The organism is Terrabacter sp. 2RAF25 (assembly GCF_052115265.1).
Classification (GTDB): Bacteria; Actinomycetota; Actinomycetes; order Actinomycetales; family Dermatophilaceae; genus Terrabacter.
The window spans coordinates 226800-251638 of record NZ_JBFRGJ010000001.1; the positions used below are offsets into that span (position 1 = coordinate 226800).

Genomic DNA, 24839 nt, shown 5'->3' on the forward strand with positions numbered 1-24839 from the left:
AGAAGCAGATGCACGTTGTCCTGGCCGGCGGTGGAGTCGGCGGAATGACGGCCGCCCTGGCGCTCTTGCAGCGCGGGGTGCAGGTCACGGTCCTGGAGCAGGCGCGGGAGCTGACCGAGGTCGGAGCGGGGATCCAGATCAGCCCCAACGGCAACCGGGTGCTGGATCACCTGGGCGTCTTCGGGGCGTTGCGGGCGCGCTCGTGCGACCCGGTGCGCAAGGAGTTCCGGCTGTGGAACTCCGGACGTCCGTGGCCGATGTTCGACCTCGGCCCGATGGCGGTGGAGCGGTACGGCTATCCCTACCTCACGGTGTACCGCCCGGACCTGCTGAAGGCGCTCGAGGACGGTGTGCGAGATGCCGGGGAGCGGGTCATCCGGCTCGGTTCACGGGTCGTGGGCGTCGAGCAGGACGAGTCGAGCGCGAGTGTCGTTCTCGCGGACGGGAGCCGGGTGACCGGTGACGTCGTCATCGGTGCCGACGGAGTGCGCTCGGTCGTACGCAACACCGTCTGGGGCGCGACCGACCCACAGTTCTCGGGCATGGTGGCGTGGCGCGGGCTCATCCCCATGAGCGACCTCCCGACGCACCTGCAGGCGCCCGTCGGCTCGACGTGGATCGGGCCGGGCGGCCACGCCGTCACGTATGCCTTGCACGGCGGTTCGCTGATGAACTTCGTCGCCACGATCGAGGGCAAGACCTGGACCGCGGCGGGGGGCAACGAGCCCGGCACGGTCGACGAGTGCCTCGCCGACTTCGAGGGTTGGCACGAGGACATCCAGACCCTGATCACGACCTCGCCCCGCCTGCTCAAGTGGGCGCTCGTCAGCCGGGAGCCCATTCCCTCCTGGACATCGGGACGGATCAGCCTGCTCGGAGACGCCGCCCACCCGACGCTGCCCTTCCTCGCCCAGGGGGCCGTCCACTCCATCGAGGACGGTGTCGTGCTCGCCCGCGCTCTCGACACCTTCGGCGACGACCCCGTGCTGGCCCTCAAGCGCTACGAAGAGGCACGGATCGGCCGCACGAGCCGGATGGTCCGTGGCGCGACAGCCAACACGGACCGCTTTCACAGCCGCGAGCTCGCGACCGATGAGAGTGCACAGGCCTACCTCGAGCGGGAGTGGAGCGACGAGCCGATCGCCGACCGCTACGACTGGCTCTACTCCTACGACGCTGTGACGGCCTCGATCTGAGGACCAGGCGCGCCGTGCGCCGGCCTGCAGCACCGCTCACAAGGTGAGCAGGCCGGCCACGGAGGGGCGGTCGAGCACGCGCGCGATGCGCTCCGCGACGACGTCGGCCCCGGCCCCGAGCCGACGGGCGTTGAGGTCGTACTTCACCTGGACCTCGGCATCGCTGAGCGGACGCTCGGCCGTGCCGCGGTTGGTGAGCACCTCTTCGCGCAGGATCCGCCCGTCGACGGTGCGGACCTCGACGACGGACGGGAAGTGCCGCGGATAGATCGCCTCGCACCGCGGGTCTGAGCCGTGCTCGACCCGAACGGCCACCGCGAGGTTGAGCGGGTCGCGCACCGCCGCGTCGGTGAAGTCGTCCAGGTACACCCCCAGCCCGCCACCGCCCCGCAGCGCGAGCGCGAAGGTGAACGGACCGCTGAACTGCGCGTGATAGCCCGACTCAGGGCGGATCTTCGCCTCGCGTGGCTGGGCGATCGTGCGCAGCGTCGCCCCCGCCACCCCGATGCGCACCGACTCGACCTGCTCGGGACGCAACCCCCGTTCGCGCAGCGCGACAGCGGCATCGATGCCGGTGTGGGTGAAGACGTTCGTCGGATACGGCTTGACGAAGCACGAGGCCGTCTCCCACTCGGTGCCGAGCCCTTCGAGGAGGGCGCCCTCGTCGTAGACGTCGCCACAGTAGGCGCGGAAGAACCCGAACCGCCCCTCGAGGACCGTCGGGGGGCCGGTGAGCCCGGCCTCCGCCGCCTGGGCGGCGGCCACGCCGCTGTGTGCGGCCCAGCCACAGTGCATCCGCTTGACGGATCCTCCGGCCCGGTTGGCCTCGAGTAGCCCGGCCCCCATGCTGCAGGCGATCGCCATCGCGTGGGCAAGGCGTTCGGCGTCCAGTCCCATGGCCACGCCGGCAGCAGCCGCGGCACCGACCGCACCGCAGATGGAGGTGGCGTGCAGGCCCCGGTCGAAGAAGACGGAGTTGTTGATCGCGGGATCGTAGCCGGCGTTGCCGAGGCGGATCGTGATCTCGTTCCCGGCGGCGATGGCGGCCAGGAGAACTCGGCCCGTGGCTCCGGCGTCCTCGGCGGCAGCAAGAGCTGCCGGCACGACCGACGCGCTCGGGTGCAGGATCGAGGGCACGTGGGTGTCGTCGAAGTCCAGGGCGTGTGCCAGCGTCCCGTTGACGAGGGCAGCGGAAGGGGCAGGGACATCGAGGTCGAGGCCGATCGCCGTCGCCGTGGGCTGCCCGCCCCAGCGGCGGGCGAGCGTCCGGGCCACCTGCGCCGGGGCGGTGTCCGATGCCGCGACCGAGATCCCGACGACGTCGAGGAGCCGTTGCCGGGCATCGTCGAGCGCCCCTTCCGGTGGTCGAGCCGCCGCGGCAGCGGCGAACTCTGCGAGCCGGGCAACCGCGGTGCCCTCCATGGGTGTGGTGCCAGCGGCGGCCATGTGTCCTCCGGACGATCGAGGGTGGAGCGCTCGGCCCTGCGGGCGGCCCTCCGGGACGGGTTGGGACGGCTCAGTGGACGAGTGCCAGAGGGCGCAGCGGCGACCCGGTCGCACCGACCAGGCGCAGAGGTGCGGCCACGACGGTGAAGGCCGTGGGGCCCAGACCGGCCAGCTCCTCCAGGTTCAGCATCTCGATGATGGGGATTCCCTTCTCCACCAACAGGATCCGGTGACCGGGCAGGCGCGCGTGGCCCTCTCCCGCGGGAATGTGTTCGAAGGCAGTGGTGTCGGATCCGACGACCCGTGGCCGGTGTGCGGCCAGCCAGGCGACGGCGTCCTCATCGGGTCCGGGAACCCCGCCCTCGTGGTCGAGGAAGGCGGTGGACGCGCCCCACAGCTGCGCCCAGCCGGTCCGCACGAGCAACGCCGAGCCGGGCGCGGGGCGGCGGTCGCCGAGGGCGCGGGCCAGCTCGTCGGCCGTGACAGCGTGGCCGGGGTCGAGCCGTGGGAGACCGAGCGCGGCCGGCACGTCGAGCAGGTGCCCGATGCACACGATGGGCTCGACCGTGTGGACGCCGTGCTCGAGGAACCGGCCGCCCGTCTGCGCCCCGGCGGCGGAGATGCCGCCGTGCAGCAGGCCCTCGTGGCTGATGTGGGCGAGGGCGTCGATATGGGTGCCGGTGTGGGTGCCCATGACGAGCAGGTCGTTGGCTCCCGACGTCCCGTCGACCCTGACCGCGTCGCCGTGCCGGCGCAACAGGGCGTGGCGGAAGCCCGGGTGGTTGGGGGAGGTGGGGATGGCGGCATGCAGCGGCTGGGCCAGGTCGACGACGCGCACCGTCGCCCCGTCCGCCATACGTCCGGTGCTCACGCGTGGGCCCGCTCGTGGATCAGCTGGGCCTGGCGCAGGATCGCCGGGTCGACGAAGCTCCCGTCGTCCAGGGTGGTGGCGGCTGAGCCGGCGTGGTCCATCGCGACGGCTCTCTCGATCACCTCGGTGGCCCACCGCAGCTCTTCGGTTCGGGGGGCGAAGGCACTGCGCACGACAGGAACCTGGCGGGGGTGGATGACCGAGCGGCCGTAGAACCCGAGCTGACGCAGCCTCTCGCACGACCGGCGGAGGCCGTCCAGGTCGGTCACGTGGGGGTGGACGCTCGCGACGGGAGAAGGAAGGCCGGCCGCTCGCGCGGCCTGGACGACGGTGAGACGAGCGAGGAGCAGGCCGCTGTCGCTCCCGTCCCGCGGGAGTCCGAGGTCGGCGCGTAGGTCGCTCTCGCCCAGCGTGATGGAGTGCACCCCGGTCTCTGCGGCGATCTCGGCAGCGTGGCGCAGACCGAGGGCCGACTCGATGAGAGGGACGAGGTGCGGCTGGTCCAGGGACCGACGCGAGACGGCATACGCCCTGCTCACATCCGTCGGCGACTCCACCTTGGGCAGGCGGATGCCCTGGACCCGCCCGTCGGCGAGAAGGGGACCGACTGCTGCGAGGTCCGCCGCGAAGTCGGTGGAGGCCACCGGGTTGACCCGCACGACGACCGGGACCCGACGGTCCTCGCGGACCCCCGGGCTCGTCTCTCCGGCCATGGTGGCCAGAGCGGCAGGCAGCAGGGCCCGCACACCAGCACGGGCCGACGGATGGACGGCGTCCTCGAGGTCGATGACGATGCCGTCGGCCGTCCGGGCGGCCTTGGGCAACAGCTCTGACAGTCGCCCACCGGGCACGTACAGCCAGGTGGCGATCTCGGTCAGCACTCAGACCACGCCCGCGCGACGCAGCCGAGCGAGGCGCTCGTCGTCGACTCCGAGCTCTGCGAGGACCCGGTCGGTGTCGGCACCGTGGTCCCGCCCGGTGTGCCGGATCGTCCCGGGGGACTCCGACATGCGGAAGAGCACGTTGGGCATCCGCACCGGCCCGAGGTCCTGGTCCTCCACCGTGGCGATGGCACCGATGGCCGCGTACTGCTCGTCGGCGACCACCTGGGACACGTCGTTCACGACGGCGAGCGCGGCTTGCGCCCGGGCGAACTGCGCGACGACCTCGCACGTCGGTCGCTGCGCGATCCACGAGCCCACCGCCTCGTCGAGCACGTCGGCGTGCTGGGCCCGCTGGAACCCGTCGTGGAACCACGGCTCCCGGACGAGGTCCGGGCGCCCGACGAGCGCCATCACCCGTTCGGCGATCGAGTGTGCACTCGTCGAGATCGCGACCCAGTCGCCGTCCGCGGTGCGGTAGGTGTTGCGCGGCGCGTTGTTCTCCGACCGGTTGCCACGCCGCTGCGTGACGATCCCGAGCTGGTCGTAGACGGTCACCTGAGCACCGAGCATCGCCAGGATCGGCTCGATGATCGCCAGGTCGATGACCTGCCCCTCACCGGTGCGTTCACGACGGTGCAGGGCCGTCAGGGTGGCCACCGCGGCGGCCAGGCCGCTGATGTTGTCCGCCAATGCCAGCGGCGGCAGGGTCGGCGGGCCGTCCGGCTGGCCGGTGGAGTGGGCGAAGCCGCTCATGGCCTCGGCGATGGTGCCGAAGGCGGGCTCGGTGGCGCGTGGTCCGGTCTGCCCGAAACCCGTCACTCGCGTCAGGATGATGCGGGGATTCACGCCCCGGAGCCGGTCGTAGCCCAGGCCCCACCGCTCGAGCGTCCCGGGCCTGAAGTTCTCGATGACCACGTCCGCGGTGCGGACCAGCTCGAGGAAGACCTCCTGGCCCTCGGGATGCGACAGGTCGAGGGTGACCGCGCTTTTGTTCCGGCCGAGGATCTTCCACCACAGGCCGATCCCGTTCTTGCTCTGGCCGTGCGTCCGCGCCGGGTCCGGCTTCCGGGGGTGCTCGACCTTGATGACGTCGGCGCCGAAGTCCGCGAGGACGGTGGCCGCCGACGGTCCGGCGAAGAGGGTCGCGATGTCGAGGACTCGGATGTCGTCGAGGGCGGCGCCCGTGACGGGCCGACCCGTCGCAGCGTGGGGCTCGGCGTCTGCTGACGCCGCTGCCGGCGTGCCCGTGGTCATTGACATGGTTCCTCCTGCTCGAGCGGGACGTCGGCGACGTTAGGGGGCTCGGTTCCGGACGGTCAGACGACGCCTCACCCAGTGAGAGGAAGGGCTCACTGCCGGGCGGCTCTTCCGCTGGGTGCGACAAGGTCTGCCACCGGGTCGGACGCCACCTGACGATGGCGGTGTCCGGGGCACCTCCTGCTCCGGGTCACCAGCGGAGAGGGGCAAGGACGTGACGACCGTTCGCGATGCAGCGTTCGAGGTGCTGCGCCAGTTCGGGATGACCCGGCTGTTCGCCAACCCCGGCTCGACCGAGGTCGCCCTGCTCACCGACCTGCCTGACGACTTCGAGTTCGTGCTCGGCCTGCACGAGGGCTCGGTCGTCGGGATGGCGTCCGGCCACGCCCTCGCGACGGGGTCTCCGTCGCTGGTGCTGCTGCACACCACGGCCGGCTTCGGCAACGCGGTCGGGGCCATCGCGACCGCCCGCACCAACAAGGCGCCGCTCGTCATCCTCGTCGGCCAGCAGGACCGTCGCCACCTGGCCTCGGACCCGTTCCTGGCCGGCCACCTCGAGGGCCTGGCCGGCAGCTACCCCGTCTCCCTCCGTCAGCCCGCCCGGCCGGCCGACGTGCCGGCTGCCATCGCCAGGGCCGTCCACGAGGCGGCCCTGCAGCGGGGCCCCGCCGTCGTCGTCGTGCCGATGAGCGACTGGTCCGAGCCGGCGGACGAGACGATCGCCCTGCCCGCCCCGGCTCGCCTGCGGGTCGCGAACGGCGTGGACGAGCAGCTGGCCACCGAGCTGGCCGCGCTCGTCGACGCTGCCGAGAGGCCGGCCCTGGTCGTGGGCCCCGGCGCTGACTCGGCGGTGGCGTGGAGCGGCCTGGCGATGCTCGCCGAACGTCTGGCCTGCCCGGTCTGGCAGGAGTCCCACGGCTCGCAGTCCGGCTTCCCCCAGGACTCGCCTCGTTTCCGGGGCCACCTGCCCCCCACGCGCGCGGCCCTGCGCGCGGCCCTGGCGGGCCACGACCTCGTGCTCGTCGTGGGCGGCCCCGCCTTTCGCCAGGGGACCTGGGAGCCCGGGCCGTTCGTCGACGCCGGGACGTCCGTCGTCGTCGTCACGTCGGACCCGGAAGAGGCTACCTACAGCGCAGCAGACCTGGCCGTGCTCGGTGACGTGGCCGGCGTCGTCAGCGACCTGGCTGCACGCGTCGCCTCGAGGGCGGCCACCGCGGCGCCCACCCCTCGTCGGCCGGTGCCGATCCCGGAGGATGGCACCCTGCGGGCCGAGCACGTGTACGCCGCCCTGGCCGAGCGCCTGCCGGAGGACGCGACGGTCTTCGAGGAGAGCCCCTCGACCCGGCGTCTCATGCTCGATCTCATCCCGACGCGACGCCCGTTCGGCTTCGTCACCGTCGCGCAGGGCGGCCTCGGCTTCGCCCTCCCGGCGAGCATCGGGGTGCGGATGGCGCGGCCCGACCGGCCCGTCGTGGCCGTGCTCGGGGACGGCGCCTCGCTCTACAACGTGCAGGGACTCTGGAGCGCACAGCACTACCGCGTCGGCACCCTGTTCGTCGTCCTGTCCAACGGGGGGTACGCCGTGATGGACCGGCTGGCCGCAGCCCACGGTGGCAAGCCGCCATGGCCGCACTTCGACGACGTGAGCGTGTCCACCATCGCCGCCGGGTTCGGTTGCGCCACAAGGCGAGTCACCACGCACGACGAGCTGGTCGACGAGCTCGACCGCATCCTTCCCACCTTGCGGGAGCGGACCGAACCCCTCCTGCTCGAGGTCGCCGTGGAGGCGACTGCCTGACCACCAGCGCGCGGGCGGAGCGAACCCGCGCAATCCCCCGAGAACGAGAAGGAGGCCGCCATGGCCCAGGACTGGCTTGCCGAGGACATCCTCACCGAGGACCAGGAGGCGTTGCGCGACACGGTGTCGGACATCGCCCGGAAGTACGACATGCAGTACTGGATCGAGGTGGAGGAGTCGGGCCGCTATCCCGCCGAGTGGGTCAAGGAGCTGACCGACGGCGGGTGGCTCTCCCTGCTCATCCCCGAGGAGTACGGCGGCGGCGGCGGGACCATCCCGGACGCGGCACTCTTCCTCGAGACGCTGAACCGGTGGGGTGGCAACGCCGGAGCCATCCACGCGCAGATGTACCAGATGGGAGCCATCCTGCGGCACGGCTCGGACGCGCAGAAGCAGCAGTGGCTCCCGCAGATCGCCAACGACGGTCTGCGCCTGCAGTCGTTCGGCATCACCGAGCCCGACGCCGGCACGGACACCACCCGCATCCGCACGTTCGCGCGTCGGGAGGGCGACGAGTACGTCGTCAACGGCGGCAAGATCTACACGTCGCGCTTCCACCAGACCGACCTCATGCTCCTGCTCGTGCGCACCGAGAAGTACGAGGACGTCGAGAAGAAGACCGATGGCATCACCGTCCTGCTCGTCGACGTGCGTGAGGCCAAGCAGAACGGCCAGATCGAGTACCGCCCGATCAAGGTGATGTCAGGCCACCACACGAACCAGCTGACGATCACCGACTTGCGCGTGCCCGTCGAGAACCGGATCGGCGAGGAGGGCAAGGGTTTTCGGGTGATCCTCTCCGGGATGAACTCCGAGCGACTCCTCGTCTCCAGCGAGTACATCGGCTCGGGCCTCTACTTCCTCGACCGCGCCGTGCAGTACTCCAAGGAGCGCGAGGTGTTCGGCCGCCCGATCGGCATGAACCAGGGCATCCAGTTCCCGTTGGCGACTGCCTTCACCGAGCTGCGGGCTGCGAGCCTCATGCGCTGGCACGCGGCCAAGGTCTTCCAGGAGGGGAGCCGGGACGGCTTCTACGCCAACACCGCCAAGCTGCTCTCGTCGAAGGCGCTGTGGAACGCCGCGAACGCGGCGATGGACACCTTCGGTGGGGCAGGGCTGGCCTCCGAGTACGGCATCGAGCAGAAGTTCCGCGCTGCTCGTGGTCCGCTCATCGCTCCGATCTCCACCAACCTCGTCCTCGCGGGTATCGCGCACCGAGACCTCGGCATGCCGAAGAGCTTCTGAGCCATGACAACTCCCGTCTCAGCACGCCATGCCCAGTCCTCGCGTGACAGGTGTCTCGACGCGGGCAGTGACGTCGACAACGGGGCCACGTATGCCGTCGCGTCCTTCGCCGCGGAGGCGGCGGCTCGCCATGCTGGCATCGCGGCCGCCGACGCGGTGCTCACGGCGCTCGTCGACACGGTGGCCGTGGCCGTCGCCGGTGGTGGCACGCCTGCTGTGGGCGCCCTCCTCGGTCTGCTGGACGCCGAGCCCGCACCGGGGGAGTGCAGCATCTGGGGGTCCGAGCTGAGTGTCGGTTCGTCCACTGCGGCGCTGGTCAACGGCACCGCAGCCCACGCGCTGGACTGGGACGATGCCTCGCCGACCATGCCCATGCACCCGGGGGCGGTGCTGCTGCCCGCGCTCGTCGCACGGGCCGGGCTGCTTCCCGTGACCACCGACCGGTTCGTGTCGGCGTACGCCGTCGGGTCGGCGGTGTTCCGCGCGGTCTCGGAGGTGCTGCCGCTCGACGTCCACTACGGCCGCGGTTGGCACAACACCTCGACGACCGGCCGCCTCGCGGCCACGGCCGCGGTGGCCACTCTGGCGGGGCTCGACGTCGAGACGACGCGACACGCCATCGGACTGGCTGCCTCGACGGCCTCCGGGAGCCTGGCCAACTTCGGCACCATGACCAAGCCCCTTCACGCGGGCCTCGCCGCCCGCGACGCGGTCACCGCCGTGGCGCTGGCCGAGCGCGGGCTCACCTCCCGGGTCACCCAGCTCGAGGCGCCCGGCGGCTTCTTCGCGCTCTTCGGCGAGACGGACGCGGCGACGCTCTCCCAGCTCCCCGAACGCCTCAGGCGCTGGGAGGACGGATGGAGCGACGACTGGGCCGTCAAGCGCTACCCGTCGTGCTACGCGACGCACCGCGCCATCGACGCGGTGCTCGACCTGCGCCCCGGGCTCGACCACGCGGACGTCTCGTCGGTGGAGGTCATCGTGCACCGCGGAGGGCTGAAGCCACTCCTGGCGCACCTTCCCGGCAACGGGCTGGAGGGAAAGTTCAGCCTGCCCTACACCGTGGCCCGGGCCCTCCGGACGGGACTCGTGCGCCTGGCCGACTTCTCCGACGAAGCAGTCCATGAGCCGGCAGTCCGCTCGATGATGGACCTCGTCGCCGTGCGCGAGGGAGTAGACCCTGACGACCCGGCATCGACAGAGCCCTTCACGGTGCTCACCGTGCGGACCCGCGACGGTGGCACCCAGACGCGTCGGGTCGACGTCAGCCGAGGGGACTCCCGCAACCCGCTGACCCCGGGGGAGCTGGAGGACAAGGCGATCGACGCCTTCGCCTCCGTCGGCTGGACACCCGGACGGACTCGAGCCCTGCTCTCCCGCGTGACCTCCCTGTGGCGAGGCGGTGACCTGACCGGCCTCCAGAACGTGCTCGCCGGTCGCCCGGTGACCACGCCCGCTCGCGTCCGGAAGGCGGACTCATGAGTGGTCTGCCACAGGTCGAGATCATCGAGGAGGGCATGCGCGAGGGCATGCAGATCGAGAGCGCCGACATCCCGGCCGAGGCCAAGATCCGCCTTCTCGACGCCCTCTCACGCACCGGGCTTCGCACCATCCAGGTCGGATCGTTCGTCAGCCCCCGGTGGGTGCCTCAGATGGAGCACATCGAGCAGGTGATCGCGGGCTTCACACCCGTGCCTGGCGTCCGGTACACGGCTCTGGCGCTCAACCAGAAGGGTGCCGAGCGTCGCGCCCGGCACGTGCCGCCGCTGGCGCCTCAGGAGGCGGCTGCCCGGACGACGGTCCACCTCTGCGACGTCTTCGTCCAGCGCAACACGGCGCGGACCCAGGCCCAGGAGATCGCCGCCGTCCCCGCCACGGTCGAGGCTGCGGTCGACAGGGGAGTGACCGAGGCTGTCGTGGCGATCAACGCCGCGTGGGGCTCGAACTGGCTGGGGAAGTTCTCCCAGGAGCGGCGCCTGGATCTGATCCGGCTGCAGATGGACGCCTGGGAGGCGGCCGGGATCACGCCGCAGACGGTGTGGATCGGCGACCCGATGAGCTGGAACTCCCCACGTGCCGTGGAGCTCCAGCTCCAGGCCATCCGCCAGGAGTGGCCCCAGGTGCACACCTTCCACCTGCACCTGCACGACGGCCGTGGCAGCGCCCTGACCTCGGCGTACGCAGCGCTGAGGTCGCTCTCACCGGAGCACACCCTCGTCCTCGACGCCTCGATCGGCGGGATGGGCGGGTGTCCGTACTGCGGCAACGGACGCGCGACCAAGATGATCCCCACCGAGGACCTCGTCGACCTGCTCGAGACCGAGGGCATCGACACCGGCATCGACCTCGCGAGTCTCGTCGAGGCCGCCCACCTGGCCGAGGAGGTCGTCGGCCACGCGCTGTACGGCAAGGTCAGCAAGGCCGGACCCCGGCCGGGCGTCGAGGCGCTCTACCCGATGGACATGCCGCTCGTCGAGACCGAGGAGCAGGCGCAGCACTTCCGTCTCGGGCCCTCGACGTATGCCGGGTGCCCCAGTCCGTGGAGACAACCGATCACCTCGCCGGCGCGAGACGAGATCGACGGGGCCCGCTGTGCCAGCGGCCCTGAGCGGGGTGCACGGAAGGACGTGCCATGACAACGACGGAGTCGACGATGGAGAGCCAGATCCCCACCGGGACCACAGCCGGGTCGCTGGTCGGCCTGCGGGTGGTCGAGCTGGGAACCAGTGTTGCCGGACCCACGACCGGCCAGATCCTTGGTGACCTCGGCGCCGAGGTCATCAAGGTCGAGCGCGTGGGCGTCGGCGACGACACTCGCGGCTGGGCGCCCCCGTACTGGGGGAGCGAGCCGATGGCGTTCCTCGGCCTGAACCGCAACAAGAAGAGCTTGGCGCTGGACTTCAAGGACGGTCGCGGCGTGCAGGTGCTCGAACGACTTCTCGCCGGCGCCGACGTGCTCGTCCAGAACCTGCGTCCCGGCGCGCTCGCGAAGGCCGGCTTCGACGCCGAGCGCCTGCGCGAGCTCAACCCCCGTCTGGTCTACTGCGAGATGAGCGGCTTCGGGTCGGTTGGCCCACGAGCCAGCGAACCCGCGTACGACCCTCTCCTGCAAGCATATTCGGGGATCGTAAGCATGCTTGACACGGGCGACGGACCGCCCATGCGGGTGCCCCTGTCAATCCTCGACAAGGGCACCGGGATGTGGGCGGTCATCGGCATCCTCGATGCCCTCCGCCGTCGGGACATGACCGGCGAGGGCAGCCACGTGGAGGTGTCGCTGCTGCAGACCGCGGTGTCCTGGGTCGACCAGAAGGTGATGGGGGCGCGCGCCGGCAACCCGGCGCCGCGCAACCTGGGATCCGGCCACCCCGGCGTCGTGCCCTACGGCGCGTTCCCCGTCGCGGACGGTCATGTCTTCATCTCGGCCGGCAACCAGACGCTGTGGACCCGGCTCGTCGAGGCCCTCGGGGCCCGCGAGCTGCTGGAGCGGCCCGGCTTCGCGTCCAACCCGGAGCGCGCCGAACGCCGGGCCGAGGTCAACGAGGCCGTCTCCGCCGCGACGCGGGCCTTCGCGAGCGACGAGCTGCTCGAACGTCTTGCGGCGGCCGGCGTCCCGAGCGCCCCGGTCCGGCCGGTGCACGAGGTGGCCGACGATCCCCAGGTGCGCGCCGTGGGCCTCGTGACGCCGCTGCCGCACCCCAACGTGCCGGGGCTCGAGGTCGTGCACCTGCCCGTGACCTTCGACGGGGCGTACCTGCCGCACCAGTGCCCTCCGCCGGAGCTCGGGCAGCACAGCCACGAGGTGCTCCACAGTCTCGGTTTCAGCGCCGACGAGGTCGAGCTGATGCTGGCGGACGGGGTGGTCGGGTCCACTGCGACCACCGTCGGGACGCCGGCATGAGCTCGGTGCTGCTGGACGCAACCCGATGGTCGGGGCGCTACTTCAGCGCCGGTTGGCGGCCGGCGGTGGCGCAGGCGGCCGTCACCGAGAAGGCGACCGGGACCCGGCTCGAGACCGTCGGCGTCGCTGACGCCGTGGCGGTGGACCGGGCCGTCGAGGCGGCCGTGGTGGCGCAGCGACGGTGGGCGTCACTCGGCTACGACGCGCGCGCCGCGGTCCTGCGCCGCGCCGGGTCGCTCTTCGAGCACCACGCGGACGAGGCGGCCGAGTGGACGGCGCGGGAGTCCGGGGCGCCGTTGGCCATGGCCCACCGCGCCCAGGGCGTCGCGGCCCAGGAGTGCTACGAGGCAGCCGGCCTCGCGAGCGCACCGTACGGTGAGCTCCTCCGGTCGGGCGCACCCCGCCTGTCGTTCGCTCGGCGCCGGCCGGTCGGCGTCGTGGGCGTCATCGCGCCCTTCAACGCACCGTTGCTGCTCGCGATCCGAGCGGTCGCCCCGGCCCTCGCCCTGGGCAACGCCGTCGTGCTGAAACCCGATCCGCGGACCGCCGTGAGCGGCGGTGTGCTCATCGCCCGTGTCTTCGAGGAGGCCGGGCTGCCCGAGGGTCTGCTGCACGTGCTCCCCGGGGGAGCGGACGTGGGGCAGGCCGTGGTGGCACATCCTCGGGTGCCGGTCATCTCCTTCACGGGGTCGACACCGGCCGGCCGGGCGATCGCCCGCGCCAGCGCCGACCAGCTCAAGCGCGTCCACCTGGAGCTCGGTGGCAACTCGGCTCTCGTCGTCATGGGCGACGCGGACGTGCCGAGGGCGGCTGCGGCCGGTGCCTTCGGGTCGTTCCGCCATGCCGGACAGATCTGCATGGCGAGTGGTCGTCACCTCGTCCACGAGTCCGTGGTGGATGACTACCTCGCAGAGCTGACGCGGATCGCCGCAGCGACGACCGTGGGAGACCCCCTCGGTCCGGGCGTCGGCTACGGACCCCTCATCGACGCGGGGCAGCGCGACCGGGTCCACGGGATCGTGACGCAGTCGGTGGAGGCCGGTGCCTCGCTGCTCGCCGGTGGCGAGTTCGACGGGCTTTTCTACCGCCCCACGGTGCTCTCCCGGATACCGCTGCAGGCGCCCGCATACGCCCAGGAGGTGTTCGGCCCGGTGGCGCCGGTCGTCTCCTTCGGCGACGTGGACGAGGCCGCAGCACTCGCCGCTGACTCGTCCTACGGGCTGTCGCTGGGCATCATCACGCGAGACGTCATGGCGGCGCTCGAACTGGCCGACCGGGTTCCCACGGGGTCGGTGCACATCAACGACCAGACGATCAACGACGAGCCGACAGCACCCTTCGGAGGCGTCGGTGAGTCGGGCTCGGGTGCGCGCCACGGCGGTGCGCAGTCCAACCTGGAGGCCTTCAGCGAGCTGCAGTGGGTCACCATGCGGCGCGAGGCGCCGCCCTACCCCGTCTGACCCTGCTCGACCGAAAGGACGACCCATGAGCGACGACATCCTGCTCGTCGAGGACCGCGACCACGTGCGTCACCTCACCCTCAACCGGCCCGAGGTGCGCAATGCCCTCAACCGCGATCTCAACGACCGGCTCGTCGACGCGATCATCGACGCCGACCACACCCCCGACGTCCATGCCATCGCGATCACCGGGGCCGGGTCGGCGTTCTGCTCCGGGGCGGACCTCAAGGACGCCCGTGACCTGGCCGCGGCAGGCAAGCCCTTCTACGGGCCGCTCCACAACAACCGTCGCAGCCTCATGGAGGTGATGATCGACTCGCGCAAACCGACGCTCGCGATCGTCAATGGCGCCGCGATGGCCGGCGGCTTCGAGCTGGCTCTCTCGTGCGACATGAGGGTCGCCGCAGAGGGTGCCGTCTTCGGTGTGCCCGAGGCGAAGCGGGCGCGGGGGGCGCACTTCGCCTCGGTCCTGCTGCCGGTCACGGTTCCTCCGGGCATCGCGATGGAGTGGCTGTACACCGGTCGCCGGATCGCGGCTGCCGAGCTCGAACGGTGGGGACTGCTCAACCGGCTGGTGCCCGCCGACCAGCTGCAGGCGGCGGCGATGGCCCTGCTGGACGACGTCGTGGCCTCGGCGCCGCTGTCCCTGCAGCGGCTCAAGCTGACGTATCGCAAGACGGCCGGCATGCCCCCCCACGCCGCGATCCGGCTGGACACCGGGCCGGACGTCTACCTGTCCGAGGACCAGAAGGAAGGCGCGCGGGCGTTCCTCGAGAGGCGAGAGCCGCGGTGGCAGGGCCGTTGACGGAGCTGGAGCAGCGAGCGGAGCTGCCACCTCGAGGACTGCGCCACTCCCTGCGCGCCTTCCGGCACCGCGACTACGCCGTCTTCTGGGTGGGCGCGATCACCTCCAACACGGGCGGGTGGCTCTCCAACCTGACCGTCCCCTTCGTCGTCTACCAGGTGACCCACAGCGCGTTGTGGGTCGGGCTCGTGAGTGTCTTCCAGTTCCTGCCGAACATCGCCCTGGGGCCGTGGGGCGGTGTGATCGCCGACCGGCACGACCGACGACGCGTCCTGCTCGTCACCCAGTCCGGGATGGCGCTCAGCGCCCTGCTCCTGTGGCTCGCCTGGACTGCGGGCGTGCGTGAGCCGCTGGCCGTCATGGCGCTCGTCGGGGTGGCCGGGGTCTTCCAGGGCATCAACATGCCGAGCTGGCAGTCGTTCGTCAACGACCTCGTGCCGCGCTCCGACCTCGACTCCGCCGTCGCCCTGAACTCCCTGCAGTTCAACGCAGCCCGGTCGCTCGGACCGGCTGTCGCCGGACTGATCCTTGCGACCGTCGGGCCGGGACGGGCTCTGCTGCTCAACGCCTTGTCGTTCGTCGCAGTCCTCGTCGCGCTGGCGGCGCTCAAGGTGCGCAGCCGCCCTCGGGCAACGGATGCTGCGCCCGTCTGGCGTCAGTTCGCGACGGCGGTCGGCTACATCCGGGGGCAGCCCGGCATCCAGATGGGCCTGCTCGTCGCCGTCGCGGTAGGCCTGCTCGTCAATCCGATCTTCCAGTTCACCGTCGTCTTCGCCGGCAGCGTCTTTCACGTCGGGCCCTGGACCTTGGGCCTGCTCAATGCCGCCCTCGGTGTCGGAGCTCTCCTCGCCGCGCCGGTGCTGGCCGGCTGGAGCCACATCCTTCCCCGGTCGATGCTCACCCGGGTCGGCCTGATCGGGCAGGCGGTGGGGCTCTCTGGATTCGCTCTCTCTCCGTCGCCGGGCTGGGCGGCGGCAGCTCTGCTCGTCGTCGGCTGGGCGCTGCTGCTCACCATCTCGGCAACGAACACGGCGGTGCAGATCATCGTGGCCGACCGGCTCCGCGGCCGGGTGCTGGCGGTGCGCATCATGGCCTACACGGGGTGCTTCCCGGTGGGGGGCCTCGCCCAAGGAGCCCTCGCCGACGCCTTCGGCCCACGAGCCACGGTGCTCGGCGCCGGACTGGTGCTGCTCGTGCTCGCCGTGGTGCTGTCATCGTGGCGCGGGCCGTTGCGGATGAAGCGTCTGGACGACACCCACGACGGATGACGCCGCAGCTCAGGCCAATCACGACCGGACACGCCGTCCATGGTTTCCTGCCGACGCCAGCACGGTTCGGCCCGGCCAGCACCGACCGGCAGGAGGTGGTTCCTCACCGGCAGCCTTCGATGCCGGCCTCCGAGTCCTGCGAGTCAGGCGTCCCCCGAGCGGGGGTGGGACCCGGCGCTGCCGAGAGCTGGATCTGCTCCGCCAGCCGGTGCGCGGCCGGCAGGTCGCTGTCGGCGTACACGAGCACGCGGACCACGACGAGGACGGCGTCGTGCGGCGCACGTATCCGGGAGGTCCCGGTCGGGACCAGACCCGTCCAGCGCGGACCGGTGATGAGGTAGTCGCCCGCGCGGGTGCCGGTGGCGCGCGTTCCGACGTAGGCGAAGTTCGTGTTCGTGTGCGGGTCGGTGAGCTGGACGCTGTAGTAGCGGTCGGCCGCGTCCGGAACGTGCAGGAGTCGAGGGCCTTTACCCAGGTCCAGCCAACCTGCGCCCATGAGCGTGTCACGGTTCACTCCGGTCGTCGCCAGCCTCGAGCCGGTCGCCGAGCCGACAGGGTCGGCGAAGGATTCCTCGGACTGCAGGTACAGCGAGTTCACCGGGATCGGACCGTCGCCGAACCCTCGGACGAGGATCGCCCGCTTGAACACGGACAGCAGCACGCGAGGCCAGAACCACAGGGCCAGGAGCCAGGCCGCGACCATGGCCGGGGCGAAGACGAGGAGGTGCTCGAGCTGCATGGCGGATCACGCGGCCTCGGTGACGGGGGGAACGGCATACCTGCCCTCGAGGATGGCCGGGCCGGGGAGGTAGACGCGCAGCCAAAGGGTCAAGCGACCCGCCGGCGCGGGCAGCCAGTTCGACTCGTGGCCTGCCGGAAGGAGTCTCTGGATGTAGATGTCGACCGACCCGTCCGCGTTCGGCGCCAGCCCCGAGCGGTCGCTCACGCTGTACCGGTCGATCGGGTTCGGGACGAAGCGGTTGCCGGGGGAGCCCATCGTCAACGACCAGAACGCGTCATGGGGAGGCAGCCCACCGGGAGGGAAGTGCAGCACGTAGCGACGGCCCCCGTGCAGCGCCCGGCCCGAACCGTCGACCTGCGTCGTCCAGTACGCCGCCTCGTCCGGCACGTTGACCGGGCCGGGGAACATCCACGTGGCCGTGGCCCTCGACAGGAAGCCCTGTCCGGGCACGCCGCACCCGAGCATCGTCACCCAGCCGTTGACCTCGACGGCCTTGACCCTCGCAAGGACCTCGACGGTCACGACGGCCAGCCCGACACCCACGAGGGCGCCCTGCAGGACCTCGGTGCGCACCGGTCGGGTCGGGGTCGTCGCCAGCCTGACGACCGCGTAGACGCAGACCGCCCCGACGACAGTTGCCACTGCCGCGGGACCGTCGCCGGCTCAGCCCACCGAGCCCTCTGCCTCGGGCTCCCACGACTCGCACGGGTCCACTCTGCTCCTTGTGGCCGTGCCGCGTTGCCGAGAACGGATGCCGTACGCGGCCGAGGGCGCCGCACTCGAGACGCCCCTCGTGCGCGGCGCAGCCGGGTCAGACCCGCACGCGCCGAGCCCGCGCGATCTCTGCGTACGCCCCAGCGCTCGGCTTCGGGGTGCGCACAAAGGTCTCGCGGTCGACCTCGTGCAGGCCCAGCTGGGCGCCGTAGCCGAAGATCCACTCGAAGTTGTCCATGAGGGTCCAGTGCAGGTAGCCGAGCACCGGCACCCCGGCGTCCGTCTCTGCCAGCAGCGCCGCCAGGGAGGGCTCGATGAAGCCGGCACGCTCGGTGTCGTCGGCCGTCTGCATCCCGTGCTCGGTGACGAGGATCGGCACGCCCGTCTCGGCGTGGGCGTAGCGCACCGCACCGGCGAGCGAGGTCGGCTCGATGGCCGACCCCATGCCGTTGACCGCCGTGCCCGGGGTCGGGGCGACCTCGCCCTCGCCGTCGTACCAACGGCTCTCGTAGTTCTGGATGCCCAGGAAGTCGTCCTCACGGGCCAGCTCGAGCCAGCGCTCATAGACCTCGGCCCGCTTGCGGTCACGGAACGACGGGTCGTCGCCGACCACTCGGTCGTCGACGACGGCGATCGAGAAGCCCACGGGCAGCTCGGGTCGACGGCTCTTGATCGCGGAGCGGGCTGCGCGGTGCCCGGCTGTCATGCCGTCGCCGATCGCGTCCATCTCCTCGGGGACCATGACGTTGCCGGCGCGGTAGCGCTCGACCCCGGCTGCCGACGAGGCCGCCTCCAGCGTGGCGCGCTCGAGGTCGCGCACGAAGTCGGGCAGGTCGAGCCAGGTCAGCAGGCGCGGCAGGTTCGGCTCGTTGAGCGTGACGGCATACGCGATGCGGTCGCCGAAGCGGTCGGCCACCCACCCGCAGTAGCGGGCGAACAGCTCGGCGGCGCGGGGCCCGAGCCAGCCGCCCTCGGCGGCGAACCAGTGCGGCGAGGTGAAGTGGTTGAACGTGACGACGGGAGCGAGGCCGAGCTCGACGCACCGGTCGACCATCGCCTCGTAGTGGTCGAGGGCGGCCTCGTCGAGGGTGCCCTCCTCCGGCTCGACACGCGCCCACTCGACCGAGAAGCGGTACGCGTCCAGTCCCATCCCCTTCACGAGGTCGATGTCCTCGCCCCACAGCTCGTAGCCGTTGCAGGCGCGCCCCGACGGCTCGCGGAAGACCGACGGCGTCGTGTGCTCGAGGAACCACGTGTCGCTGTTGGTGTTCTGCCCCTCGCCCTGGTGCCCCGCGGTGGCGACGCCGAGCAGGAATCCCGGTGGGATCGTGCGTATGCCGTCGCAGCCGTTCACGTCACCGGCACCGTCGGCAGTCTCGGCGCTGCCGGCGGCCTTGGTGCTCTCGGCGGGTTCCCAGACGACGTCGAGCTTTTCGCGCTGGCTGAAGCGTTCGAGGTGGTCCTTCACGACCTGGGCGAACCGGTCCGGGTCGCCGTCCTCGGGCACCGACGCCTCGACGCGCAGCAGGCCGTTGTCGGGCCACATCCGCACGACCTGGCCGGTGTCGAAGCGGATGACGGTCGCACCGTCCTCGTCGCCGGCGCTGCCCTTGCGGGCCCAGTGGCCTGCGAGCTGCTTGGCATAGCGCTCGGGGCGTTCGGTGACCATGGTCCCGTGGCGTGTCTGCATGGTGGGTCTCCTTGGGCGGTGGTGGTTTTCAGTGGGTGAGCTCGTCGAGGGAGGAGGACGCGGAGGGGGCGGCGGTCGGGCGCTGCCCGGCGCCGACGACACGCCGCAGCAGGTCGAACGGGTCGGCGACCTCGTCGCCGCGCCACGCGACGTGCTGGTCCGGGCGGACGAGCACGAGGTCGGCGCCGTAGAGCGCGCGCAACGCTGGCAGGTGCGCGAGGTCGAGGACCCGCAGCGGCAGGCCGAGGCGTTCGGCGGCCTCGCCCAGCCGGTCGGTGTCGACGCCGGGCGCGAGCCGCACCAGCGTGAATCCCTCGCCGAGCAGGTCGTAGACCGATCTGCCGTCGGGGAGCCACGCGTGCGGGAGGCGGGCGCCGGGGTGGGCCGAGGGCTCGAACGCGTTCACGGGCTGCCTTGTGGGGCAAGGCTCATCGGACACCACGACCGGGGATGACGGGTAGTCGTAGCCGAGGACCAGGCCGAGGCTGTGGAACTCGGGGTCCTTGGCCTGGAGTGCGAGGGCGACGTCGGTCCGCAGCGCGTGGCCGGCGACGCCGTCGGCGTCCAGGTCGGCCGCGGCGAAGGACGGCGCCAGGAACGCCTCCTGCTCGCCGGCGGCCGCGATCGTGCGCTCCGCCACGGGGCGCCGTTCGGCCTCGTAGCTGTCGAGGAGGGTCTCGGGGGCCCACCCCTGCAGCACCGCGGCCAGCTTCCAGCCCAGGTTGACGGCGTCCCCGACGCAGGTGTTGAAGCCGTGGCCGCCCCACGGGGGGTTGAGGTGAGCCGCGTCGCCGACGAGGAGGACGCGCCGGCCTCGGTACCGGTCGACGAGCAGCATCCGGGCCGACCAGGGGTCGGTGGCGAGCACGTCGACGTCGATGTCGTCACCGGCCAGCGACCGGACGAGGGCCACCGCGTCGACCTCGGCGACGTCCTCGTCGATGCCCTGCACGATGGCCCACCACGTGCCGTCGAGGTCGAGGCGGCCCATGAGGCCCCCGTGTCGCGCACCGATGACCCAGTAGTGGACGCCGTGCGCGCACAGGTCACGCTCCTCGAGGGCGCGGCTCCGGAACGTGATGGACAGGTTGGGGACGGTGCCCGACGCCCCTCGGTAGCGCGCCCCGATCGCTGCCCGGGTCACGCCACTGCTCCCGTCGCAACCGAGCAGGTAGTCGGCGGTGACCTCACGCGTACGCCCGTGGGGATCCAGGAGCACGGCACGCGCCCCGTCCGGCCCGTCGACGACCGACGTCGCCCGCCAGCCGGTGAGGAGCCTGACCGTGGGCAGCTCGGCACAGGCCTCGCGGAGCACCTCCTCGACCACGGGCTGGGGCGCCTGCTGGCCGGCCTCCGCGGCAAGCTCGCGCGGCGTCGCCCAGAGTCCGAAGGCGTTCTCGAACCGGGCGATCTCGTGACCGAAGAGGCCCGTCACGAAGACGACGTCCTGCGCGTGGCCCACTGGGATGGGGGCGGCGTCGCGCAGTCGGTCGGCGATGCCCCATCGGCGCAGGTGTTCCATCGTCCGGACGCTGGTGGTCTTCGCCCGGGGACGGAGCGGATCCAGCACCGAACGAGGCTCGACCACGAGTACCTCGATGCCGCGGCGGCCGAGCTCGATCGCCACGGCCAGGCCGCTGGGGCCACCACCGACGACCAGCACCGGGATGCTGTCGGGCACGGTTGTCATCGGTTCTCCTGTCGAGGTGCTCGTCCGTCAGGACGGCGGGCGCAGAGGGGCGTTGCGCGTGGGCTCCGCGAGCTGCGGGCTCCATCCGGCTCTCGTCCAGCATCCGGGGTCCCCGGTCGATCGACGTAGGGCGATTCCATTGAGCGGCAGTGCGAGTGGGCCTCGGGAGGCCTCAGCCGGCGCCGTTGCGCTCCTGCCACTGCCGCACCCACGAGCGTCCGTAGTCGTTGCCGTGGGGGGTGCGCATCACGGTGTGGATGTGGAAGGTCTGCGGGGTGTCGTAGTCGAGGAAGACGCCGCAGTGGTGGTCGAGCTCGGCGACGAGCACGGGGGACTGCAGGCGGTAGTAGAAGACGTCGCCCGGCGCACTGCCGCCGATCCACGAGAACCAGGTCTCGTCGAGGTGCGCCTCGATCTCGCGCATCCGCGCGGCCCGTGGGCCGTCGGGCAGCAGCCGCACGAAGGACTCGGCGATCTGCCGGGCCGCTCGCTGGGCTTCGGCGGGCAGGTCGGTGATGCGTACTCCCTCGAAGGGGATCAGCCGGTTGTCCTGGAACGCGCCGGCGAGGTGCCGCTCGTCGCCGGGGTGCACCCGACCTTCGGGCATCGCGGGGTCGACCATCTTCTCGTAGACCGTGGCGGCACGGCGCTGGTCCTCGTCGAGGGCGGCCATCAGGCCGAGCCCGAGCGCGATCCGGTCGGCGAAGACGTCTCGCAGTCCGGCGTGCGGCCCCGCGTCGATCTCGTCGGGCTCCGCGCCGAGGAAGACCGGTGACAGCAGCATCCGGCCGTCGACGACGAGGCAGTTCACCGCGCAGTGGTGGCCGAACAGCTGCCAGCCCCACGGCGCGTGCAGGTCGGGCCCGCCGTAGAGGGCGACGTTGTAGCTGAACTCGTTGAGCACCGTCGGCAGGTCGACCACCTCGCCGAGGAAGCCGTTGATCCGCATCATCGCGTGGGTCAGCTCGTAGCCCTCGGGCGAGAGCGACGCGCGCACCAGCGCCAGTGCCTTCTCCCGCACGACCGGCGGCTGGAGGTCCAGTCGCAGGCCGGTGTCGAACTGCATGAACTCGGGGTTGGCCCAGGTCTGCCACTCGACGGCGTCGACCGCGAAGGAGATCCGCTCCCGTCCGCTGTCGTCCAGCGCGGCCAGCAGGTCGTTCGCCGCCGCGACCATCTCGGCCACCGGCGCCGACTCGCCCGGCTCGGCCGGAGTGAGCGGGTAGAGGCCGTCACGCAGGGCACCGCTTTCCGTGATCCCGCGGAAGTCTTTGAGGTACAGCGGCTTCCAGCCCTCGACCAGGCCTCCGGTGAAGGTGCCCGGCGTCGCCGCGAGGTCGCGGTACGCGTACGGGTCCATGCCGCGTACCTCCGCCACCCGGGGGTGGTCGTGCGCGAAGAGGTAGCGGCGGAACTCGCCGCTCACCGACGTGCCTCGCGGACGGAGTTGTCGACGACGTGGTTCGTCAGGACGCCGAGGCGCTCGACCTCCACCTCGACCTTGTCTCCCGGCTGCAGCAGCCACGGGGGAGTTCGGGAGTAGCCGACGCCCGACGGCGTTCCGGTGGCCAGCAGGTCGCCGGACCGGAGCGTGAGGGTGTGCGAGAGGAGCGACAGCGTGTCACCGACGGTGTAGACCATCTCGTCGGTGCGCCCGCTCTGGACGACGTCGCCGTTGACGCGTGTCTCGACCCGCAGGCCGTCGCGGAGGTCGCCGACCTCGGCGGCCGGGACCAGCGGTCCCAGCGGGCCGGAGGCGTCACCGTTCTTGCCGAGGATCCACTGCGACGTGAGCTTCTGCGCTCGCCGCGAGGTGAGGTCGTTGAATGTCGAGTAGCCGACGACGGCCGCGAGCGCCTCCTCGGGGGTCGCGTCCACGAGGGTGCTCCCGACGTACGCCATCACCTCGCCCTCCCAGTCGAGCCCGTCCTCGTTGGAGGGGACCGGCACCTCGGCACCGTCGACGGTGAGCGACTGCGTCCATCGGGCGAAGAGCGTCGGGTGGGGCGGCACGCCCTCGTTCGCGAACGATCCCTCGGCGACGTGCTTGAGGTAGTTGAGGCCGATGCAGATCACCCGGGCGCCAGGCAGGACGGGCGGCACGAGCTCCACGCCGGTCACGGGCAGGGTCTCGCCCGTCGGCTCTGCGGACAGGTGCCCCGACGGGTCGGTCCAGAACTCGTCCAGCGCGGCGATCACCGTCAGCTGCTCCCCGTCGGGCGACAGCGCCGCCACGTGCACGGCGCCGTCCCTGCGGATGCCTACGATCCTCATCAGTCGTCCTTCGTCGGGGCGGCCAGCTGCCGCCTCAGGTAGTCGGTGGTTCGATCGAGCGCCAGCCGTGCGGCGTCGGGCGAGCCTCTCCACATGTGGTCTGCGCCCTCGTACTCGCCCAGCTCTGCCTCGACGCCGGCAGCCCGTAGGGCGGCGTGCATCCGGCGGCTCTGCACGCACGGCACGAGCCGGTCGGCGCTGCCGTGCAGCAGCAGGAAAGGTGGCGCGTCGGCCGTGACGTGCGAGATCGGGCTCGCCTGGGAAGCGAGCTCGGGCACGGTCTGTGGTGGCGCTCCCAGCAGCAAGGCCTCTCGGGTGGCGGGGTCGAGGGGGTCGGTGCCCGTGTCGGCAGCGACGGCCGCGACGTCGCTCGGGGCGTACCAGGAGACGACCGCCGACACGGCGCTGGAGGGTCCGGTGATGCCGACCTCGCCCTCGAGCTGTGCGGCGGGTGCGGCGGGCGCATCGGTGCCAGCGGTCAGGCCGAGCAGCCCGGCGAGGTGTCCGCCTGCCGACTCGCCCCACGCGGCGATCCGCGCGGGATCGATGCCGAGCTCGCCCGACCGGGAGCGCAGCCACCGCACGGCGGCCTTCGCGTCGTGGAGCTGGGCGGGCCAGACCGCCTCACCCGAGAGGCGGTAGTCGACGCTCGCCACGGCGACACCGGCCCGTGCGACGTGCTCGAACGGGGTCGACGCCGCGTAGGCAGGCCCTGCCGAGTGGCGGCTGCCGAGGCGCCAGCCGCCGCCGTGCAGGAAGACCACCACCGGCACCGGCGCCCCGGTGTCGGGCGGGAGGTAGAGGTCGAGCTCGAGCGGTCGCAGTCCGGGCAGGGCGGCATACGGCACACCCGGGAGCACACGGGTGCCAGCGGAGGCCGCACGGACCGCGGGCAATGGGCCCTCGTGCGCGGGTGGGGGTAGAAACGGGGGAGTGCTCACGGCGCAGCGGTCAGGCGTCGGGCCACTCGAAGCCCTGCAGGAACTGCATGTTGTGCTGCTGGGCGGCGGCGCCCATCCGCGGGAAGTCCGGGACGAACGGCGGCTGCTCCGTGGTCGCGTGGTCGGTCTCGGTGCCCATGTGCTGGAAGAAGCGCTCGAACCCGCCGGACAAGGTGCCCATCATCCTGGCCGCCTCCTCGATCTTGTACGCGTGGGCGAAGCCGGCGGGGACGAACCCGAAGTCGCCCGGCGTGAGCAGCTCGGAGTGCTTGGCGCCCTCGTCGTCCTGGTAGAAGAGCCGCACCTTGCCGTCGAGCACGTAGAACGTCTCGTGGGTCTCGTTGTGCGAGTGGGTCGGGATGATGTCGCCGGCGGGCGAGTCGGCGGTGATGATCCCGAACTGGCCCTCGGTCTCGTCGCCCGACAGCAGCACCGTGAACAGGTCGGCGAACAGCATGGAGTGCTCACCCTCACCCTTGCGAAGGACGTAGGGCTGGGGCTTGCCGGGCAGGACGCCCTTCCACTGCGGGCCCTTGGACGGGTCGATCAGGTACTCGAAGCTCATGCGGCTCTCCTCGGACGGGTCGGCATCGACACCCCCGAGCATCGGGGATGGCGGGCTCGACGGCCCAGTGCACTGCCATTGGTTGGCACGCC

21 protein-coding genes are annotated in these 24839 nt (G+C 71.7%); 9 read left to right on the forward strand and 12 right to left on the reverse strand.

The genetic code is table 11. The features are described from left to right. Positions 1–8: 8 nt before the first annotated feature. Positions 9–1196 (forward strand): FAD-dependent monooxygenase, encoded by a 1188-nt coding sequence (locus tag AB4091_RS01085; RefSeq protein WP_442289879.1) that lies wholly within the window; start codon positions 9–11, stop codon positions 1194–1196. Positions 1197–1232: 36 nt separating this feature from the next. On the opposite strand, the gene AB4091_RS01090 is transcribed toward AB4091_RS01085, so the two are convergent. From AB4091_RS01090 to AB4091_RS01105, 4 genes are all read right to left on the reverse strand, one after another. After that, a complete protein-coding gene (locus tag AB4091_RS01090) occupies positions 1233–2642 on the reverse strand; it encodes an MmgE/PrpD family protein (protein ID WP_442289880.1) in 1410 nt (469 codons plus the stop codon). Positions 2643–2712: 70 nt separating this feature from the next. Further along, positions 2713–3513, reverse strand: coding sequence for a cyclase family protein (locus AB4091_RS01095; protein ID WP_442289881.1), 801 nt, complete (start codon positions 3511–3513; stop codon positions 2713–2715). Further along, entirely contained in the window at positions 3510–4394 is an 885-nt protein-coding gene (locus AB4091_RS01100; RefSeq protein ID WP_442289882.1) for an HpcH/HpaI aldolase/citrate lyase family protein, read from the reverse strand. Before AB4091_RS01100 ends, AB4091_RS01095 begins: the two co-directional genes overlap by 4 nt. Then, entirely contained in the window at positions 4395–5657 is a 1263-nt protein-coding gene (locus AB4091_RS01105) for a CaiB/BaiF CoA transferase family protein (protein ID WP_442289883.1), read from the reverse strand. It lies immediately after the preceding gene. 211 nt (positions 5658–5868) lie between these two features. On the opposite strand from AB4091_RS01105, the gene AB4091_RS01110 reads away from it, so the two are divergent. Genes AB4091_RS01110 through AB4091_RS01145 form a run of 8 tightly spaced genes read left to right on the forward strand, consistent with a single transcriptional unit; the run spans position 5869 to position 16131 of the window. Continuing rightward, the gene (locus AB4091_RS01110; protein WP_442289884.1) at positions 5869–7452 is read left to right on the forward strand and encodes a thiamine pyrophosphate-dependent enzyme; all 1584 of its coding nucleotides are present in this window, start codon (positions 5869–5871) and stop codon (positions 7450–7452) included. Positions 7453–7512: 60 nt separating this feature from the next. Further along, positions 7513–8697 (forward strand): acyl-CoA dehydrogenase family protein, encoded by a 1185-nt coding sequence (locus tag AB4091_RS01115; RefSeq protein ID WP_442289885.1) that lies wholly within the window; start codon positions 7513–7515, stop codon positions 8695–8697. A 3-nt stretch (positions 8698–8700) separates the two neighbouring features. Next, positions 8701–10179 (forward strand): MmgE/PrpD family protein, encoded by a 1479-nt coding sequence (locus AB4091_RS01120; RefSeq protein WP_442289886.1) that lies wholly within the window; start codon positions 8701–8703, stop codon positions 10177–10179. Further along, a complete protein-coding gene (locus AB4091_RS01125; protein WP_442289887.1) occupies positions 10176–11333 on the forward strand; it encodes a citramalate synthase in 1158 nt (385 codons plus the stop codon). Before AB4091_RS01120 ends, AB4091_RS01125 begins: the two co-directional genes overlap by 4 nt. Further along, entirely contained in the window at positions 11330–12598 is a 1269-nt protein-coding gene (locus AB4091_RS01130) for a CaiB/BaiF CoA transferase family protein (protein ID WP_442289888.1), read from the forward strand. The genes AB4091_RS01125 and AB4091_RS01130 overlap by 4 nt, the downstream gene beginning before the upstream one ends. Continuing rightward, positions 12595–14058 carry an aldehyde dehydrogenase family protein gene (locus AB4091_RS01135; protein WP_442289889.1) on the forward strand — a complete coding sequence of 488 codons (1464 nt, stop codon included), beginning with the start codon at positions 12595–12597 and terminating at the stop codon, positions 14056–14058. Before AB4091_RS01130 ends, AB4091_RS01135 begins: the two co-directional genes overlap by 4 nt. 25 nt (positions 14059–14083) lie before the next feature. Beyond that, positions 14084–14863, forward strand: a complete 780-nt coding sequence (locus tag AB4091_RS01140) for an enoyl-CoA hydratase/isomerase family protein (protein WP_442289890.1) — start codon at positions 14084–14086, stop codon at positions 14861–14863. After that, positions 14848–16131: an MFS transporter gene (locus AB4091_RS01145; RefSeq protein ID WP_442289891.1), complete on the forward strand. Its 1284-nt coding sequence runs from the start codon at positions 14848–14850 to the stop codon at positions 16129–16131. Before AB4091_RS01140 ends, AB4091_RS01145 begins: the two co-directional genes overlap by 16 nt. Positions 16132–16234: 103 nt before the next feature. Here the strand turns inward: AB4091_RS01145 and AB4091_RS01150 are convergent, their stop codons facing one another. From AB4091_RS01150 to AB4091_RS01185, 8 genes are all read right to left on the reverse strand, one after another. Beyond that, entirely contained in the window at positions 16235–16870 is a 636-nt protein-coding gene (locus AB4091_RS01150; protein WP_442289892.1) for a DUF1254 domain-containing protein, read from the reverse strand. Positions 16871–16876: 6 nt separating this feature from the next. Further along, entirely contained in the window at positions 16877–17515 is a 639-nt protein-coding gene (locus AB4091_RS01155; RefSeq protein ID WP_442289893.1) for a DUF1214 domain-containing protein, read from the reverse strand. Positions 17516–17684: 169 nt separating this feature from the next. Beyond that, positions 17685–19277: a family 1 glycosylhydrolase gene (locus AB4091_RS01160; RefSeq protein WP_442289894.1), complete on the reverse strand. Its 1593-nt coding sequence runs from the start codon at positions 19275–19277 to the stop codon at positions 17685–17687. 28 nt (positions 19278–19305) lie between these two features. Continuing rightward, complete coding sequence (locus tag AB4091_RS01165; protein WP_442289895.1) at positions 19306–20967, reverse strand: FAD-dependent monooxygenase; 1662 nt, start codon at positions 20965–20967, stop codon at positions 19306–19308. Between the two features lie 172 nt (positions 20968–21139). Beyond that, a complete protein-coding gene (locus tag AB4091_RS01170) occupies positions 21140–22393 on the reverse strand; it encodes a DUF3500 domain-containing protein (RefSeq protein WP_442289896.1) in 1254 nt (417 codons plus the stop codon). Further along, on the reverse strand, positions 22390–23241 hold the full coding sequence (locus AB4091_RS01175) for a fumarylacetoacetate hydrolase family protein (RefSeq protein ID WP_442289897.1): 852 nt from the start codon (positions 23239–23241) through the stop codon (positions 22390–22392). The genes AB4091_RS01170 and AB4091_RS01175 overlap by 4 nt, the downstream gene beginning before the upstream one ends. Beyond that, positions 23241–24182, reverse strand: a complete 942-nt coding sequence (locus tag AB4091_RS01180) for an alpha/beta hydrolase fold domain-containing protein (protein WP_442289898.1) — start codon at positions 24180–24182, stop codon at positions 23241–23243. Before AB4091_RS01180 ends, AB4091_RS01175 begins: the two co-directional genes overlap by 1 nt. A 10-nt stretch (positions 24183–24192) precedes the next feature. Continuing rightward, positions 24193–24747 (reverse strand): quercetin 2,3-dioxygenase, encoded by a 555-nt coding sequence (locus AB4091_RS01185; protein WP_442289899.1) that lies wholly within the window; start codon positions 24745–24747, stop codon positions 24193–24195. Positions 24748–24839 lie beyond the last annotated feature (92 nt).

Excerpts from the sequence above, each read along its gene's own strand:
- AB4091_RS01150 (WP_442289892.1), bottom strand. The coding sequence starts at position 16,870 with ATGCAGCTCGAGCACCTCCTCGTCTTCGCCCCGGCCATGGTCGCGGCC.
- AB4091_RS01135 (WP_442289889.1), top strand. The coding sequence starts at position 12,595 with ATGAGCTCGGTGCTGCTGGACGCAACCCGATGGTCGGGGCGCTACTTC.
- AB4091_RS01120 (WP_442289886.1), top strand. The coding sequence starts at position 8,701 with ATGACAACTCCCGTCTCAGCACGCCATGCCCAGTCCTCGCGTGACAGG.
- AB4091_RS01115 (WP_442289885.1), top strand. The coding sequence starts at position 7,513 with ATGGCCCAGGACTGGCTTGCCGAGGACATCCTCACCGAGGACCAGGAG.
- AB4091_RS01130 (WP_442289888.1), top strand. The coding sequence starts at position 11,330 with ATGACAACGACGGAGTCGACGATGGAGAGCCAGATCCCCACCGGGACC.
- AB4091_RS01085 (WP_442289879.1), top strand. The coding sequence starts at position 9 with ATGCACGTTGTCCTGGCCGGCGGTGGAGTCGGCGGAATGACGGCCGCC.
- AB4091_RS01175 (WP_442289897.1), bottom strand. The coding sequence starts at position 23,241 with ATGAGGATCGTAGGCATCCGCAGGGACGGCGCCGTGCACGTGGCGGCG.
- AB4091_RS01185 (WP_442289899.1), bottom strand. The coding sequence starts at position 24,747 with ATGAGCTTCGAGTACCTGATCGACCCGTCCAAGGGCCCGCAGTGGAAG.
- AB4091_RS01160 (WP_442289894.1), bottom strand. The coding sequence starts at position 19,277 with ATGCAGACACGCCACGGGACCATGGTCACCGAACGCCCCGAGCGCTAT.
- AB4091_RS01105 (WP_442289883.1), bottom strand. The coding sequence starts at position 5,657 with ATGTCAATGACCACGGGCACGCCGGCAGCGGCGTCAGCAGACGCCGAG.
- AB4091_RS01165 (WP_442289895.1), bottom strand. The coding sequence starts at position 20,967 with ATGACAACCGTGCCCGACAGCATCCCGGTGCTGGTCGTCGGTGGTGGC.
- AB4091_RS01140 (WP_442289890.1), top strand. The coding sequence starts at position 14,084 with ATGAGCGACGACATCCTGCTCGTCGAGGACCGCGACCACGTGCGTCAC.
- AB4091_RS01090 (WP_442289880.1), bottom strand. The coding sequence starts at position 2,642 with ATGGCCGCCGCTGGCACCACACCCATGGAGGGCACCGCGGTTGCCCGG.
- AB4091_RS01125 (WP_442289887.1), top strand. The coding sequence starts at position 10,176 with ATGAGTGGTCTGCCACAGGTCGAGATCATCGAGGAGGGCATGCGCGAG.